This window comes from Chitinophaga sancti (genome assembly GCF_034087045.1).
Lineage (GTDB): Bacteria > Bacteroidota > Bacteroidia > Chitinophagales > Chitinophagaceae > Chitinophaga > Chitinophaga sancti_B.
The window spans coordinates 7,362,022-7,377,626 of record NZ_CP139247.1 but is presented as its reverse complement, the minus strand read 5'-3'; the positions used below and the strand labels follow the sequence as shown (position 1 = coordinate 7,377,626).

Sequence of the window (15,605 nt, the reverse complement as noted above, 5' to 3'; positions counted from 1 at the left end):
CAAACAAGCGGATTAACGTAAGGTAATAAAACATGTATTATTTAATGGTTTATTATAGCACAGGTACAAAAATAAAAAAAAAGGCTGTCCTAAAATAACCTTCGACCAGAAGGAGTTTTAGTTCAGCCTTGAAAATTAATCAAAATCCGGAATTACAAAACCGTTTTTTTATTGTCCTCGTCCCCCCTTGTAATTACTTTGTTACTGTCAGGGGGCAGTTAACAGAAGTGGTTGTATCGATCACGGATGTAAAATGGAATTTATTTCCATTTTTTGGGTTAAAAACGTTGTTATTAAACATAGATACTGTCACCTTATTCAGGGTCAACGTCTTTTTTGGGGTGTTCTTTTGGGTCTGTTTCATATTTCACAATTATTAGGGATTACAGTGACAAAATTAGAGGGTAACTGCGCAGGGAATCTACGCAGGACGTGGATTTCAAAAGATTTTTTCTATCGCAACCGCGTATACGGAAATGGCAAAAAGGTAACCCTATAAAAACACCAAATCCGTCCTTCTAAAACCTAAATCCGTGTATCTTTTTTCCCCACCCCCCACATACTTTATAAGTTTGTTAAAAGCATTCAGGAATGGTAAAGGAACCGGTAAAAGTGGAGAGCCTCCTCGCACAGCTTCATCAGCTCATAGATCAGCACACCGTTGATAATGACACCCTGATGAGCGGAGGTAAGCTGGGCCTGATCGTGTACTATCATTCCCTATGGCAGGGGTACAGGGACAATACTTATTTAGATAAGACGTATGCGCTGCTCGACGAGGTATTGGATCATATGAATAAAGGAACCCTGGAACTGGATGGGCCTTCCCTGGCAACCGGTATCTGCGGCCTTACCAGTGTGATCAACCTCCTGTACAAAGACGGCCTTTTGAATATAGACATAGATAAGGAACTGGCCGGATATGACGACTATCTCTACCATCAGGCTTTACAACTGATCAAAGATGATAAACAGGATTATCTGCACGGTGCGTTTGGCATCATCAAGTACTTTACAGACAGGCTGCCACAGCCTAAAATAGCGATATACCTCAGGGAGATCATCCGTGTGTTGTACGATAAATGTGTAGTGACCAAACATGGCGTCTGGTTCAAGAATATCTTTTTATTTGGTACTGGACAGATCAACTTTAGCTTATCGCAGGGACAGGCAGGATTTTTCTCCGTACTTACTGCATTGCATGAAGCAGAGATAGACGCATTAAAGACTGGATACCTGCTACAGCAAGGCATCCGCTTTGTACGACACCAACTGCGCGAAGTGGACCTGATCGGACAGGACTGGTCATTCTTCCCACTCACTACCAGTGAAGCAGAAGATGAAAAAAACTATAATAACCGTCTCGGATGGTGTTATGGAGATCTGAACCAGGTATCTCTTTTTTACAAAGCATCCTTTGTATTACAAGACGAAAACCTTAAGCAGATGGCGGATCTCGTGGGCGGTAGCTCACTGATGCGCAAAACCTGCGAAGCTACCCAGGTCGATGATATTTACTTTCTGAATGGCACCGCCGGGTTAGCTCAGTATTATTATTCGTTGTACCGTTATAGTAATGAAGAAAGTTATCTTGAAGGATGGCATTACTGGATCAATGAAACAATAAAAAGATTGGAAGTAGTGCTGAACGAAGAAAGCTTCAAAGGCCGCGAAACCCTCATGCTGGAAGGCTTGACAGGCGTGGCACTGGTTCTGTTGGGGCACCTGATCAATGAAGAACTTCCATGGACTGATCTGTTGCTTTTATAATAACTAAAACTAAAATCGAATGGAGACTATTTTCGACCTCAGGTGCATGCACCTGAACACACAAACAAATAGCCGGCCTTTCATCGTTGTGAGATAATAACCCAATCACCTGCAAAAGACTTCCGGATATGATCAACAGTCTGATTCCGCAGCGCAAAAAACATCCATTTCCCCACTGTAAACAGCAGGGCAAAACGGACGATGGTCCTGCCTGTTTGCACATATTAAGTACACACTTTGGAAAGAATCTTACACATGAATATGTAAGGTCTCTGTGGGCGACTGCTGAAAGTGGCAGCCCGCTGCAGGACCTCGGCGATGCCGCCGGAAAAATTGGTTTTGGTACTTTGGGGGCAAAAGTTTCTCTGGCTGACATTCTATCACTCGACCTGTTACCCTGTATCGGGTACTGGTATCAGCGCCGTTTTATTGTCATGTATAAAATAAGGGGGGACAAAGTTTATATATCCGACCCTACGGCTGGACTGATCACATTAGACAAATTAGATTTTCTGAGAGGATGGACACAGGACGGCGAGCATGGTATTATGCTGTACCTGGATCCCTCTCCACCTGATTTTTAACCCCTATATGCTGTACATTGTACAATTGCCCCCTCCTGCGCGAGGGGGCTTTTATTAACCTCATAGTGATACATATTTAACCTTATAAATGGCACATTTGTGATATGCCCATGTAAATGTTATCACGTAGTTTTGACCTTATATTATTGGAAACAGCCCTCCGCTTGCAAAAGTAAGGGCTGTTTTTTTTTGGTCTCATCATATATCATATCCTAAATGAAGCGATTGTTATTGTTGGTGTTCAGCACCTCTTGTTTTGTGAATGCTTTTGCACAGGATTACATGCCTTCTGAAGCACGTATCCGTAGCACTGTCAACTACCTGGCATCCGATAAGTTAAAAGGCCGTGGTACCGATGAAAAAGGTGGTAGAAAGGCGGCTGCATGGGTGGAGAAACAGTTTAAAAAGTTGGGCTTGCAACCAGCAAACGGGACCAGCTATTTTCAGGATTTTACTTTTGATCGTAAAGAACATCATGATATTCCAAGCAGAAATGTGATTGGATACCTGGATAACGGAGCCCCCCGTACGATTATCATCGGCGCTCACTATGACCATATCGGTACTGCACTTTTGTTTGATGGAAAGTACCCGGAAGGACAGATCCATTATGGAGCCGATGACAATGCCTCCGGCATCGCTGGCTTACTGGAATTTATCCGGTATTTCGCGAAGAACGGACTGAAGGAACAATTCAATTTCCTGTTCATCGCTTTTGGTGGTGAAGAGATGGGATTACAAGGTTCTAAGTACTATGTAGCTCATCCGGTATTTCCACTGGAAAAAGTACATTTTATGCTGAATATGGATATGATTGGCCGTTACAATGCAGAACGCGGTTTAGGTATCGGCGGTTATGCTAGTGCGGAAGAATGGCCGGATGTATTCAAAGGTGTTGCGCAACCAGGTATTAAGTTCTTCACTGATGGGGCAGGCAAAGGGCCTTCTGATCACCATAATTTCTATATCAGTGGAGTACCTGTTATTTTCCTCCATACAGGGCCACATGACGACTACCACAAACCAACTGATACCGCAAAGAAAGTAGAGGCTAAAGAGGAGTCAGATGTGCTTAAACTGGCCATTCAGTTGATCAATAATGCCATGAAGTACAAAGAGCTGCATTACGTAGCTGACAAATAAAAACGAAGGCCAAATAATAGCAAACTCAAATAATAGCCAGCTCAAATAAAACCAAACTCAAATTAGAACAAGCTCAAATAAAACCAAACTCAAAAAAAAACGCTTTTGCCGAAAGACAAAAGCGTTTTTTTATTTAATTATTTTTCGGAAACACCGCTTTCGGCGCCGGTTGATTATTCTCTTTCTTCGGCTCTTCCTTCGGTTTCTCAGCAGGTTTCTCAGCCGGCTTCTCTCCATATTTACTCACATCAATTGCTGGTTCATCACCCCCATAATCACTTGCAGAACCATTGCCCTGATCCTGCGCTTCTGCACCCGGAGGCAAACTCTTATCCGTATTCGTATAATCCTGGCTATCTATTGACGCCGGAATCGCAAACGTCGCATTCGGATCTATCTTCAAGGTAGGATCTGCATATAATTTCTGGAAGAAATATGCCCAGATCGGTAACCCCGTATTCGCACCCTGACCATTCGCCGTGGTACTGAAATGCAGGAAGTTGTTCTCACAACCTACCCATGCACCTGCCAGCAATTGTGGTGTAAAGCCCATAAACCAACCATCAGTATTATCATTCGTAGTACCTGTCTTTCCAGCTACCTGTCCTTTTATACCATAACGGAAACGTAAACGTGCGGATGTACCTCCCGGACCAGTCACTCCTTCCATCATCTTGGTCATTACATACGACTCATTCTCACTGATCACCTCCCGTTTTACCGGTGCGGTCGTTTCCAGGATGTTCCCATTTCTATCTTCTATACGGGTAATGTAAATCGGTTTGGTGATGATACCGCGTGCCGCAAACATGGTATACGCCTGCAACATATCATACAGCGGGATCTCCGGTGTACCCAGACAAATAGAAGGATAAGGAGGAATCTTCACAGAGAACCCGATCTTTTCATTCGCAAAGTCCGCTACTGCCGCCGGGCCTAACTGCTTGATCAGGTATGCTGACACCAGGTTCAGTGACTTGGCCAGCGCACCTGCCATAGAGATCATACCACCCACACTACCTTCTGAGTTACGACTCAGGGTATAGTTATATTTAGGGAAGGTCACTGGCTCATTCGGTAATGATGTAGCCGGAGACATGCCGTTCATGATCGCATAGCAATACAGGAATGGCTTGAATGTAGAACCTACCTGGCGCTTGCTCTTTAATACGTGATCATTCTTGAAATAACGGAAATCAGGTCCGCCTACCCATGCCTTCACCTCACCACTCTCAGGGTCCATCGCCATGAAACCTGCCTGCAAAATTGCACGCATGTAGCGGATAGAATCCATTGGTGTCATTACCGTATCGATCTCATTCAGCTCAGGCTCAGTATAGCTCCTCCAGGAGAATACTTTCATTTTGGTAGGGGTATTGAATGACTTCTTAATTTCGTCTTCTGGAATTTCTGAAGCCACCATGCTCTGATAGCGGTCAGATTCTTTCATATACCGCTCCAGGAAGTTTTCATGACCTTTCCATGCAGCACCAGACTTAATATTTGCCTGTTGGGCAAATACCTTTTGCAGGTCTTTCAGGTGATGATCTACTGCTTCCTCAGCATATAACTGCATACGTGGGTTGATGGTTGTATAAATCCTCAGACCATCACGGTACAGGTTATATTCAGAACCGTCTGATTTCTTATGCTCTTTACACCATTGTTTCAGTTCATCTCTCAGTACTTCACGAAAGTAAGGAGCAAGACCTTTGTTATGGTCTATCTTATTATAGCGCAGTACGATTGGCTTGCTCTTCGCCGCCGCTTCTTCTGCACTGGAAATGAATTTATTTTTCGCCATCAGCTCAATCACCGTGTTGCGGCGATCCAGCGCTGTTTTCGGGTTTCTGCGGGGATTGTACAAATTGGTACCCTTCAGCATACCGATCAGGGTGGCAGCCTCTTCGATGGAAAGGTGACCGGCATCTTTACTAAAGAATGTGCGGGCGCCATTTTCAATGCCATATACGTTATCACCGAAAGGTACGGTGTTCAGGTACAGGGTAATGATTTCCTCTTTCGTGAAGTTTCTTTCCAGCTTTACGGCAATCAGCCATTCCTGCATTTTCTGGAAACCTCTTTCAATTATATTTTTAGAACGCTGTACACCGGAATTATCCGCCTGCAGGTTCAGCGCTAACTGCTGGGTGATCGTACTCGAACCTCTCTTTTTACCGATTGCGAGGTAAAAAGGGATGGCCATCGTACCATATGGGTCGATACCAGAGTGATCATAAAAGCGTACATCTTCGGTAGCTACCAGTGCATTGAGCACATTTTTGGAAATTTCATCATAATCAGAGCTGGACCGGTCTACCTGGTAATATTTACCAAGTATAGTACCGTCATCCCCAATTACTTCAGAGGCAAGGGCTGCCCTGGGGTTTTCCAGGGTCTCCATGGATGGCATGTTGCCGATGATACGGAAATTGATCAGCAATAAAAGCAAAATGAACACTCCCGTCAGCGATAACACAGTCAGCCACAATATTTTAACTGATTTTTTCATACAAGATTTTGAATTATAAATGCGTCAGCCCGCATTGCTCGTCTGTAATAGCAATTTACGGGCCTTTTTTGCCGGAATCAGGTGTAACAGCAAGACAAAACTATTAAAAAAAATTTTATTACCTCCCCATTAGCAAAATCGCCTTTGCCAGCGGCAAAAGCGATTTCCAGCGTCATTGAGTTTATGTCCCTTATTGTTCTATTATATAATTGTCTCCGAAGAACTTTTTATATCCATCCAGGTCTCTCCTGGTATTCATCAGGATGAAGTTGTCCCTGGAAATGATGAACATGGTGTAATCGGAAGGTCGCATCTGCGGAAGGATCTTTCCTGCCCCCAGCCTGATCTCATCAAAATAGTCCAGCGCCCTGTCTTCATTGTCGAACAGCCTGAATATCAACAATACTTCTGTTTGACTCATGACATAACTACCCACCTGGATCTTCTGGTCAGGATGATGTTCCTTGTTGTATTTGGTAAAGATTTCTACCGATTCATCCACTGCTTTCTTCGTCAGTTTATTAAATGACATCACGACAAAGTGAGGAGCGTCTGCTACCAGTTTGTAGATCACCTTCGGTTTCATGGGTGGTGGCAGTGGTGCAATTTTCAGTTTTGCATTGTCTGCCGCCAGTTTGATTGAATCTGCCGTGGCTGTTTTTAACTCAGCATTGTTCAGTTCCGGGTGAGGTCGCTGCCATGGATAGATCATGGTGATGTCTTCATCCAGCAGTGGTGCCTCCGGTTTCCTTTCTATTTCAAGCATAGAGAGGTATACAACCAGCGCAGAGCGGTTATCCAGCGCATCCAGCAGTTCTTTGGACCTCGCATAGACCTGGTCGTCATTCTGGTATTTGTTCATCACCGCTGTAAGTGGTTGTTTACCAAACTCACAGGTATCCATTTTCGCAATGATCATGGCTTCCAGCAGGTCAAATTTCGGCTGCATAAAGTTGAGCCCAAAAGTGGAATCTGCTTCCTTCTTCATCCGCAAAGCCGTTTCGTAGTTACAATCCAGGTATGCGCCATATACATGCTCGTAGGCGGAAGAGATCTCTTTTTTCTTACCGATATTCTCATCCTTCAGACCACCGAAACGGATAATGCTGGCAAACTTGGAATCTCCGTAGTTGCTCATGATCTGCTGGCGGAAGCTGTTGGCCAAAGCAGTATGGTTCAGTTTATTGTGCCAGATATACAGGGAGTAGATCACCTCCGTTTTGTTCGGGTGATGTGGATATCTGTTCAATAATGTATCGTAAGTTTCAATACCCAGGTCTAAATTATCCAGGCCGTCGCTGTATAGTTTACCCAGGTCATAGAAGGCTTCTTCTGCGATGATGTTGGATTTCAATAATTCGTCCGGTGTCAGTGGCAGGTTGGCCGCCAGGGTTTCGGCAGTGGTGCTGTCTGCTGGTATGGCTTTCTTTTTCGCCTGACCATCAGCGCCTATAGGATTGCCATTTTCATCCACTGGTTCCAGGTTTTCTTTTACGGCAACGACACCGTTCTGGCTACGACGCCAGTTATCGTTATTACCACGGTTGCCCCATTTACGCTTAAACTCCTGGAAACCTGATGCTTTGCTGGCAGTATTATAGAAGTACCAGTCACCCGCCTCTGCTTTCTGCCCGGTTTTAGTATTCATGCCATTGTTGCTGAACGGGTTGTTGGTATTGGCACTGGCCATGGCTTCGGCAAGGGCGGCAGCGGAATCAGCCCTCGCTTTCTTTGCGTTTTCTTCGGCGTCTTTACGGATTTGTACCGACAGTTTCGTTAAGAATATTTTCCGGTCACTTTCCGGCATGGCAGCAATGCGTTGTAAGCTGTCCTGCAACTGAATGGCCTCTATTCTCATCGCTACATCTGTTAATACTTTCTTACGTTTATTCACTACTGCAGAGTCCTGGAATTCCAGTGGCATCACCGAAGCGGTGCTGTCATAGAAGCTCTTGGCTGAGCGATATGTACGCTGATCATAATAGATGTCGGCAATCAGTTTGTAAGTGAGTGCCTTTTGCATGGGGTTGGGCGTCAGACTTTGAGCGCTTGCTTTCAGTGACTGACGCAGGTAACCGAGGGCTGCTTCCTTGTCGGTAGGCAGCACCAGCTGTGCCATGGTATAATAAATAGCATCGCGGAAGTTCTGGTATTTTTCTTTCTTCGCCATCTTGGCCAGGGTAGCAAGGCTTTGTTCCAGCGAACCGCCTGGCATGGTAGCTTTCAGCTTATTGATCGCAATCCTTGCCTGGAATTCCATCATCTGGTCAGGCTTGGTTTTGATCACATGGTAATACATGGCGATGGCAGAATCCGGCTTGTTGTAGTTAGTGTACAACTGACCCAGGATGTAGGCCATACGTGCTTTTTCATCCCTGTTTACCTTTTTGTGTTCTGCAATTTGCAGGGGTTCGATGGCTTCCTGGAATTTTCCCTGTTTGTACAGGCTGTATGCTTTTACTTCTGCCAGTTCACCATCCAGTCGTTTTGGGAAGTAAGGATCCTGATCGAGCACGTTGATGATAGAGCGGGCTTCGTCATAATTATTTTCTTCGATCTTGGTTTTCGCATTCCATACAAAGGCATCATTTCTGGCAAAGGTGTGCTTGAACCAGCCGATAGGAGGTTTCCGCTTTTCTCGGCTGGCGATGGAGATCTGATCTTTCTCGACAGAGCCTACGACAGATTTATATTCATTCTTCTTTTTAGGAAGGTAGTTGGTATTGATAAAGTTGAAAGTACGGTTAGCCTTATCCCATTCTCCCTGGAAGAAGTAGGCTTTACCGATCAGCAGGTAACTATCATCCATCCATTTACTACGTGGGTCATGGATCTGGATATTGATAGAAGCCTTTTCAATGACAGAGTCGAGGTCTCCTTTGCTGAGGCCCTGGTTTGCTGCACTGTAAGGGTAGAAGGGGAGTAGGTAGTTATAGTTGTCCTGGCCGGTACGGCTTACATTGTGTGTGACCAGGCGCAGTTTCTTCTTCGCATTGAAATAGTAGTTGTAACGCGAAACGGTATTTTGCACCAGTTTCCGCTTAATTGTCCATTTCTTCTTTGCCAGGTCTTCTGAGGGTGGATGCCTGTCATCTGCCTTCGGGCCTATGGGCCTTTGAATCGTTTTTGTCTGGGCCTGGGACTGGGGATTCCGGGTGGTACCGCGCGAATTCACATTAATGCTGTCCTTACGCTGGGCCTGTGCCTTTTGCACACTGGATACGCATAAGAGAAATAATACCAGGCCGGTGTATGATATATGTTTATAAAATGATCTGCAAATATTCATGGATGCCAGGGTGTATAGGCTGAACTATATATAACTAAGATGTTAGGAATTTTATTTTTAAAGATAGGATAATTATTTTTCATAAGGATTTTCACTGGAAGGCAGGATTGGTAATAGTTCGGAATACAAACGATTCCCTCCCGTCCACCACAATTACCTTTTCTCCCTGTTTTCAGGCAAATTGCATTTTTTTGCATAGTAAATAATATAAATGTTTAACTTTAGCCGGTTGATTATCAGAAATTATATCAAGTTCTATTGCGGATATGGCTAACAAGCGCGATAAAAAAGGCAGAAATGTGGGACGGGTCGGCAACAAATACCGCCTGGTGATTATGAACGACAATACCTATGAAGAGGTAACCTCTTTCAAACTCTCCCGGATGAGTGTATACGTTGCGTTAAGCACATTATTCGTATTACTGGTAACCATTACCGTAGCCACCGTTGTATTTACACCTTTACGTTACTATATTCCAGGTTATGGAGATTTGAAACAACGTCGTGAGTTTATTCGGCTCAAGATGCGCACAGACTCTCTGGAAACTGCTATCAACGCGCGTGACAAATATCTGGACGATATCAAACAGGTAATCGGTGGCGATTTTTCAACCAGCAAGCTGGACACCACCACCTTGAAAGTGCCAAAAGTAGATAACAGTACTTATTAAAGTAGAAGACTAAAAAATTAGAGCATCCTTATACGCTATGGGACACTACAACCGTTAGGAGAAAATGTGAATAACTTCTTATACGAGGTGATTTGCAGGCACTAATAATACGTAAATAAATAAAACTATCTTACAATCAGTTAAAAGCTGACAAACCTTAAATCCTATGTTTAGCAACAACAACCGCAACACAAGAAGCGAGAGCAAAACAGTAATGCCTACTTCCAATGTAAACATTATTGGTAGTGGTACTTCTATTCAGGGAGATATCGTATGCGAAGGGGACATTCGTATTGACGGCCAGGTAAACGGTCTGGTTTCTACAAAAGCTAAGATTGTCGTAGGACCAGAAGGTGAAATCACCGGTGATCTCATTTGTAACAGTGCAGACATTCTCGGAAAGGTAACAGGTATCGTCAAGGTAGAAGACCTGCTGTTCCTGAAAGGTAATGCACTGGTAAAAGGAGATTTATACACTGCCCATTTTGAAATGGAACCAACTGCTAAGTTCAATGGCCGTTGCTATATGGAGCCAGAAGACGTAGCAGCAGTAGCTAACCAGAAAGAAAAGCATGGAAAATCCGTTGTCACAGAAAAAGCTTCCGAAAAAGCTTCCGAAAAAGCCTAATCAACTCTATCGGTATGCTGGACTTGCATTTCAGATGATGGCCTCCCTTGGATTGGCCGTATTTGCCGGTTATAAACTTGACCAGCGAACGGGATGGCGTATTCCTGTTTTCATGATCATTTTTTCTTTACTGGCTTTAGCGGTAATTTTGTGGCAAATCATCAAAGATACCCGCAGGAATGACTGACAGGTTTTATTATAGGCTCATAGGCCTCTTTATCATATTGAATGGCGCGCTTATTTATTTCAATGCCCGGTTGCTGGAAAAAGGGTTACATATAAATGTAATACTCATTGGCAACCTGGCGTTAGCCGCTATTACCGGACTCTCTTACAGCATGAATCGCAAAGGCATTACATCTGCCGACAACAATGCATTCGTGCGCAGGGTGTATGCTTCTACGCTAAGCAAAATGATGCTATGCCTGGTGGGTATTACAGTTTATGTAGTATTGAACCGTGCTCATACCAGCAAAGAGACTATTTTCATACTCATGTTCCTGTATGTGGTGTATACGGTCATAGAGACCTTAAGCCTGCAACAGCTGACGAAAAGGAAAAAGTAAGCGGTCGTGAAGCACGAACATCCCCTGCAAGCATTATCGGCTTACCTGCCCGAAGGAACCTTTGAGCAGGTGCTGACTTATATCCAGGAATTTAAGGTACACCTGACTATTACCCGCGAAAGGGCCAGTATACTTGGCGACTACCGGCATCCCGATTCCCGGGGCGGGCACCGCATCAGTGTCAACGGCAACCTGAATAAATACGCATTTCTTATTACTTTATTGCATGAAATGGCACACCTCACTACCTTCAATTTGTATGGTAACCGGGTGTCTTCGCATGGAAAGGAGTGGAAACACCAGTTTTCAAATATTCTCAGGCAATTTGTGGGAAAAGGGTATCTGCCACCTGATGTGGAGGGAGCCCTGAGGCAGAGTATGCAGAATCCTGCTGCCAGCTCGTGTGCGGATGATGACTTAATGCGGGTGCTGACCAGGTATGATCGCCGGAAGGAGAATCATTACCTGGTGGAGCAGTTGCCGCTGGATCAATTGTTCAAAACAAAGGATGGAAGGATATTCCGAAAAGGTGAAAAAGTCCGAAAACGCTATCGTTGTGAAGAAGTAGCGACTAAAAGAATGTATTTGTTCAGCCCTGTTTACGAGGTGGAGATCATCGCTGCTTAGCGTACCACCATCATCCTGTTTTCATACTCTCTTTCTCTCTTTTCAATTTTCTCTTTTCTGTGTATGATGAACGCATGTTCATGTGCCTCCAGCAGATCATCGTATGGTCCGCGAGGAGAGATCAGTTTTACAAATACCGGTGCTGTTTCGATGGTAATGAACAGTAAGGTGATAAACCAGTTCGCCCACCTGACAGGGGTACTCCTTTCTGTGAGATGCCCAAGTGCATCCAGCTGAGAAGCGAGACCATCGATGTGTGTGCGGTCCAGTTGTGCGACTGTTGCTTTGAAAGTAGAATCGATACCTGCCAGTTCCCGTCTTTTGCTGGCAATGAGCGCACCGTTTTCAGCGGTGATCTTTTGCAGGGCCATGCCTGCGCTGTCAGCATCTGCTTTCTTGGCTTTGTAGATAGGGCCAAGGTTTTTAACACGTGAGCCACCGGTGCCATCTGCTTCTTCCTGGGCAATTTTTTGCAGGGTATCCCTGCGGAGAGCCTGTGTTTGAATGCCGTGTTCCAAAAGAGCGATTTCCCCATTTAGCTCAGTCATGCGTTGTTTGTAGCGGGCAAGCACATTGTCCTCCTGGGTTTTGAACACCTGTTGTTCCATGATGATGAGTTCCTGCCTGATTTCTTTGCCAAAGACCTGTAGTTCCAGCGGTTTTGAAATCACGATCGCAATTAGGATAGCCAATACAATACGAGGTAATGCCATTAAAAACTCACTGCTGAATTTATTACGCTTTTTCATACCCGATACAATGTAACGGTCTAAGTTAAAGATCATCAGGCCCCAGATCAGTCCGAACAATAAGGTAGACCAAAGCTGACCAAATACACTCCATAGTGCATAGCCTCCGGAAAAGGCCGCCAGCAAACCTGTAAAGAAAATAGTTGCCCCAATGCCTCCATATTTGTTGGTTTCCGTAGGTGCATGCCGAAGTAAAGGCACGTGTGCACCGGAACAGAACAGGAAGAAATCGCCAATGCGTTTCATTGTTTTGACTGAATTTAATAGGTAATAAAAGATGTGTACCTGCGGGTTTCAGGTAATATGAGGATGGATAATAAAGGTAGGGAATTTTGGGGAAGGTAAATTGGAAATGTGATGGGACCCTGCAAAAATGTGATCAGGTGGAGTAAGGAGTGTGGTTAGAGGGAGTGGTAGGAATGGGATTACGTAGAGTGGTAGGAATGGGATTACGTAGAGTGGTAGGAATGGGATTACGTAGAGTGGTAGGAATGGGATTACGTAGAGTGGTAGGAATAGGATTACGTAGAGTGGTAGGAATGGAATTACGTAGAGTGGTAGGCTCCCCCACGCGACCATGCTATCAAATATAAAGCTCGTCCTGAAGGGACGAGCTTTATATTTGGTATAGTGAAGAAAGCCCCAGGTTTTCACCAGGGGCTTTCTTCACTATTGCTATTTAGTCATTTTTATTAACTCACCGCCTTATTCACCAGCGCAGCTGCTTCGCTCAGCAAAATAGCAGACTGTACTGTCAAACCACTCTCTTCAATCAGTTTCTTCGCTTCTTCAGCGTTTGTACCCTGTAAACGTACAATGATAGGAACTGTGATGTTACCAATTGATTTGTATGCATCGATTACACCCTGTGCAACACGATCACAACGAACGATACCACCGAAGATATTGATCAGGATCGCTTTTACCTTTGGATCTTTCAGGATGATACGGAAACCAGCTTCTACAGTAGTTGCATTTGCAGTACCCCCTACGTCCAGGAAGTTTGCAGGCTCACCACCACTCAGCTTGATCATATCCATAGTCGCCATAGCCAGACCAGCACCATTCACCATACAACCTACGTTACCATCCAGTTTCACGAAGTTCAGGTTGTACTTACCTGCTTCTACTTCTGTAGGATCTTCTTCAGAAATATCACGGAGTGCTTCCAGGTCAGCATGACGCATCAGTGCGTTGTCATCCAGGCCTAATTTACAGTCAACTGCAATGATCTTTTCATCGCTGGTTTTGAACAGTGGGTTGATTTCCAGCATAGCTGCATCCAGACCTACATACGCATTGTACAGGTTGGTTACAAACTTCACCATATTTTTGAAAGCTTCACCGCTCAGACCGAAGTTGAAAGCGATCTTTCTTGCCTGGAAAGGCTGCAGCGTTGTGTTAGGCTCAACCAGTTCTTTAAAGATCTTTTCAGGCGTCTTGTGAGCAACCTCTTCAATGTCCATACCACCTTCAGTGGAGTACATGATCACGTTCTTACCTTTTGCACGATCCAGCAGGATAGAGAGGTATAATTCTTTAATTGGGTTAGGACCAGGATAATAAACGTCCTGTGCCACCAATACTTTATTTACCAGTTTGCCGGCCTCACCGGTCTGGATGGTTACCAGGGTGCCGCCAAGGATATTTCCGGCAATTGTTTTTACGTCTTCCGCATTTTTACCAACAGCAACACCACGCTGGTCTTTACCACGAATGGTTCCTTTACCGCGTCCACCGGCATGTATCTGTGCCTTCACCACTGCAAACTCATTACCATACTGTACCTTCAATTGTTTGTACGCTTCAGCCGCCGCTTCCGGAGTATCAACCGGAATCCCTTCCTGTACCGGAACATTGTATTTCTTCAACAGTTCTTTAGCCTGGTATTCATGTAAGTTCATCTGATAAAAATTTGCCGCTAAAATAGGGCATTATGATTTAAATATAAAACCCTAGCGTTTTGTGAATTTAAAAATAACTTTGCGCAACCCTGTCGAAAAGGTAACCATCAGCATAAAACACCGCAGTGGGCCTGACAGCCGTTTCTGACAGCCGTCAGCCGATTGAGTGCGAATCATTGGATATCATACAGTTAATTACTATGTGGCCCAGTTTCAAAATGATCGTAACCTTTTAAAAAACATGATAGGGATCAGCACCATAAAACTATAATTATTTTTAAAAAATGAGTGATCTGTTACAACAAATAGCTGCTGCTTCGGACTATATTAAGAGAATATGGTCCCTGACACCTGAAGTAGGTATTATTCTGGGAAGTGGATTGGGTAACCTGGCAGGCGAAATCTCGGAAGCCATCGAAATTCCTTACGAATCCATTCCGCATTTCCCTACCTCTACTGTCGAAGGGCATCGTGGCCGCCTGGTTTTAGGCAAAATGAATGGTCGTCCCGTGGTAGCTATGGCAGGTCGTTTTCATTATTATGAAGGTTTCTCTATGCAGCAGGTGACCTTTCCGGTACGGGTTTTCAAGGCATTGGGTGTGCATACCCTGCTGGTATCCAATGCCGCTGGTGGTATGAACCGCGCCTTCAACGTAGGTGACCTCATGATCATCCGTGATCATATCAACCTGCAACCTGAACATCCCCTGCGTGGCCCAAATATTGCTGAATTAGGTCCCCGTTTCCCCGATATGAGCGAGCCATATTCCAAAACATTGATCGCCAGGGCAAAGGAAATTGCTGCAAACAATAACATTCCTGTACACACAGGTGTATACGTAGGTGTACAAGGCCCTACCTTTGAAACCAGGGCTGAATACAAATATATGCACACCATCGGTGGCGATGCTGTAGGCATGAGCACAGTACCCGAAGTGATCGTGGCCATGCACAGTGGGATGAAGGTATTTGCTATGAGCGTGATCACTGATATAGGTATCCGCGAAGAGGAAAATGTGATCACTCACGAAGAAGTGCTGGAAGCTGCAAATGCAGCAGAACCGAAATTAACACTTATTTTCAGAGAACTGATCAGCGTGTTATAAGGTTTTACATAAATTGCACACTTTTCAGCTAGCACAAAAAGAAGCAGGAAACAAAT

General features: G+C 44.5%; 14 protein-coding genes. 9 read left to right on the top strand and 5 right to left on the bottom strand.

Annotation, left to right across the window (positions count from 1 at the left end; all coding sequences use genetic code 11):
- Nucleotides 1-193: 193 nt before the first annotated feature.
- On the bottom strand, nucleotides 194-364 hold the full coding sequence (locus SIO70_RS29500; RefSeq protein ID WP_320576969.1) for a hypothetical protein: 171 nt from the start codon (nucleotides 362-364) through the stop codon (nucleotides 194-196).
- A 227-nt stretch (nucleotides 365-591) separates the two neighbouring features.
- Between SIO70_RS29500 and SIO70_RS29495 the strand changes: the two genes are divergently transcribed.
- From SIO70_RS29495 to SIO70_RS29485, 3 genes are all read left to right on the top strand, one after another.
- Nucleotides 592-1,770, top strand: a complete 1,179-nt coding sequence (locus SIO70_RS29495; protein WP_320576968.1) for a lanthionine synthetase LanC family protein — start codon at nucleotides 592-594, stop codon at nucleotides 1,768-1,770.
- 128 nt (nucleotides 1,771-1,898) lie between these two features.
- Complete coding sequence (locus SIO70_RS29490) at nucleotides 1,899-2,354, top strand: cysteine peptidase family C39 domain-containing protein (protein WP_320576966.1); 456 nt, start codon at nucleotides 1,899-1,901, stop codon at nucleotides 2,352-2,354.
- A 216-nt stretch (nucleotides 2,355-2,570) separates the two neighbouring features.
- Nucleotides 2,571-3,497 carry a M20/M25/M40 family metallo-hydrolase gene (locus SIO70_RS29485; RefSeq protein WP_320576965.1) on the top strand — a complete coding sequence of 309 codons (927 nt, stop codon included), beginning with the start codon at nucleotides 2,571-2,573 and terminating at the stop codon, nucleotides 3,495-3,497.
- 133 nt (nucleotides 3,498-3,630) lie between these two features.
- On the opposite strand, the gene SIO70_RS29480 is transcribed toward SIO70_RS29485, so the two are convergent.
- Entirely contained in the window at nucleotides 3,631-6,009 is a 2,379-nt protein-coding gene (locus tag SIO70_RS29480; RefSeq protein ID WP_320576963.1) for a transglycosylase domain-containing protein, read from the bottom strand.
- Nucleotides 6,010-6,199: 190 nt separating this feature from the next.
- Complete coding sequence (locus SIO70_RS29475) at nucleotides 6,200-9,298, bottom strand: tetratricopeptide repeat protein (RefSeq protein ID WP_320576961.1); 3,099 nt, start codon at nucleotides 9,296-9,298, stop codon at nucleotides 6,200-6,202.
- Between the two features lie 266 nt (nucleotides 9,299-9,564).
- On the opposite strand from SIO70_RS29475, the gene SIO70_RS29470 reads away from it, so the two are divergent.
- The 5 genes from SIO70_RS29470 (at nucleotide 9,565) to SIO70_RS29455 (ending at nucleotide 11,790) form a co-directional block, all read left to right on the top strand.
- Nucleotides 9,565-9,969 carry a hypothetical protein gene (locus tag SIO70_RS29470; protein ID WP_320576959.1) on the top strand — a complete coding sequence of 135 codons (405 nt, stop codon included), beginning with the start codon at nucleotides 9,565-9,567 and terminating at the stop codon, nucleotides 9,967-9,969.
- A gap of 166 nt (nucleotides 9,970-10,135) precedes the next feature.
- Complete coding sequence (locus SIO70_RS29465; RefSeq protein WP_320576957.1) at nucleotides 10,136-10,597, top strand: polymer-forming cytoskeletal protein; 462 nt, start codon at nucleotides 10,136-10,138, stop codon at nucleotides 10,595-10,597.
- On the top strand, nucleotides 10,542-10,784 hold the full coding sequence (locus tag SIO70_RS33565; RefSeq protein ID WP_083721579.1) for an AtpZ/AtpI family protein: 243 nt from the start codon (nucleotides 10,542-10,544) through the stop codon (nucleotides 10,782-10,784). The genes SIO70_RS29465 and SIO70_RS33565 overlap by 56 nt, the downstream gene beginning before the upstream one ends.
- Nucleotides 10,777-11,163, top strand: a complete 387-nt coding sequence (locus SIO70_RS29460; RefSeq protein WP_320576955.1) for a hypothetical protein — start codon at nucleotides 10,777-10,779, stop codon at nucleotides 11,161-11,163. The genes SIO70_RS33565 and SIO70_RS29460 overlap by 8 nt, the downstream gene beginning before the upstream one ends.
- Before the next feature lie 6 nt (nucleotides 11,164-11,169).
- A complete protein-coding gene (locus tag SIO70_RS29455; protein ID WP_320576953.1) occupies nucleotides 11,170-11,790 on the top strand; it encodes a SprT-like domain-containing protein in 621 nt (206 codons plus the stop codon).
- Here SIO70_RS29455 and SIO70_RS29450 read toward each other — a convergent pair.
- Nucleotides 11,787-12,785: a DUF4407 domain-containing protein gene (locus SIO70_RS29450; RefSeq protein WP_320576951.1), complete on the bottom strand. Its 999-nt coding sequence runs from the start codon at nucleotides 12,783-12,785 to the stop codon at nucleotides 11,787-11,789. The genes SIO70_RS29455 and SIO70_RS29450 overlap by 4 nt on opposite strands.
- 446 nt (nucleotides 12,786-13,231) lie before the next feature.
- A complete protein-coding gene (gene sucC / locus SIO70_RS29445) occupies nucleotides 13,232-14,443 on the bottom strand; it encodes an ADP-forming succinate--CoA ligase subunit beta (protein ID WP_083721575.1) in 1,212 nt (403 codons plus the stop codon).
- Nucleotides 14,444-14,727: 284 nt separating this feature from the next.
- On the opposite strand from sucC, the gene SIO70_RS29440 reads away from it, so the two are divergent.
- Nucleotides 14,728-15,549, top strand: a complete 822-nt coding sequence (locus SIO70_RS29440) for a purine-nucleoside phosphorylase (protein WP_320576948.1) — start codon at nucleotides 14,728-14,730, stop codon at nucleotides 15,547-15,549.
- The last annotated feature ends 56 nt before the right edge of the window (nucleotides 15,550-15,605 follow it).

Coding starts and splice junctions, on each gene's coding strand:
- SIO70_RS29500 (WP_320576969.1), bottom strand. CDS start 364: ATGAAACAGACCCAAAAGAACACCCCAAAAAAGACGTTGACCCTGAAT.
- SIO70_RS29495 (WP_320576968.1), top strand. CDS start 592: ATGGTAAAGGAACCGGTAAAAGTGGAGAGCCTCCTCGCACAGCTTCAT.
- SIO70_RS29490 (WP_320576966.1), top strand. CDS start 1,899: ATGATCAACAGTCTGATTCCGCAGCGCAAAAAACATCCATTTCCCCAC.
- SIO70_RS29485 (WP_320576965.1), top strand. CDS start 2,571: ATGAAGCGATTGTTATTGTTGGTGTTCAGCACCTCTTGTTTTGTGAAT.
- SIO70_RS29480 (WP_320576963.1), bottom strand. CDS start 6,009: ATGAAAAAATCAGTTAAAATATTGTGGCTGACTGTGTTATCGCTGACG.
- SIO70_RS29475 (WP_320576961.1), bottom strand. CDS start 9,298: ATGAATATTTGCAGATCATTTTATAAACATATATCATACACCGGCCTG.
- SIO70_RS29470 (WP_320576959.1), top strand. CDS start 9,565: ATGGCTAACAAGCGCGATAAAAAAGGCAGAAATGTGGGACGGGTCGGC.
- SIO70_RS29465 (WP_320576957.1), top strand. CDS start 10,136: ATGTTTAGCAACAACAACCGCAACACAAGAAGCGAGAGCAAAACAGTA.
- SIO70_RS33565 (WP_083721579.1), top strand. CDS start 10,542: ATGGAAAATCCGTTGTCACAGAAAAAGCTTCCGAAAAAGCTTCCGAAA.
- SIO70_RS29460 (WP_320576955.1), top strand. CDS start 10,777: ATGACTGACAGGTTTTATTATAGGCTCATAGGCCTCTTTATCATATTG.
- SIO70_RS29450 (WP_320576951.1), bottom strand. CDS start 12,785: ATGAAACGCATTGGCGATTTCTTCCTGTTCTGTTCCGGTGCACACGTG.
- sucC (WP_083721575.1), bottom strand. CDS start 14,443: ATGAACTTACATGAATACCAGGCTAAAGAACTGTTGAAGAAATACAAT.
- SIO70_RS29440 (WP_320576948.1), top strand. CDS start 14,728: ATGAGTGATCTGTTACAACAAATAGCTGCTGCTTCGGACTATATTAAG.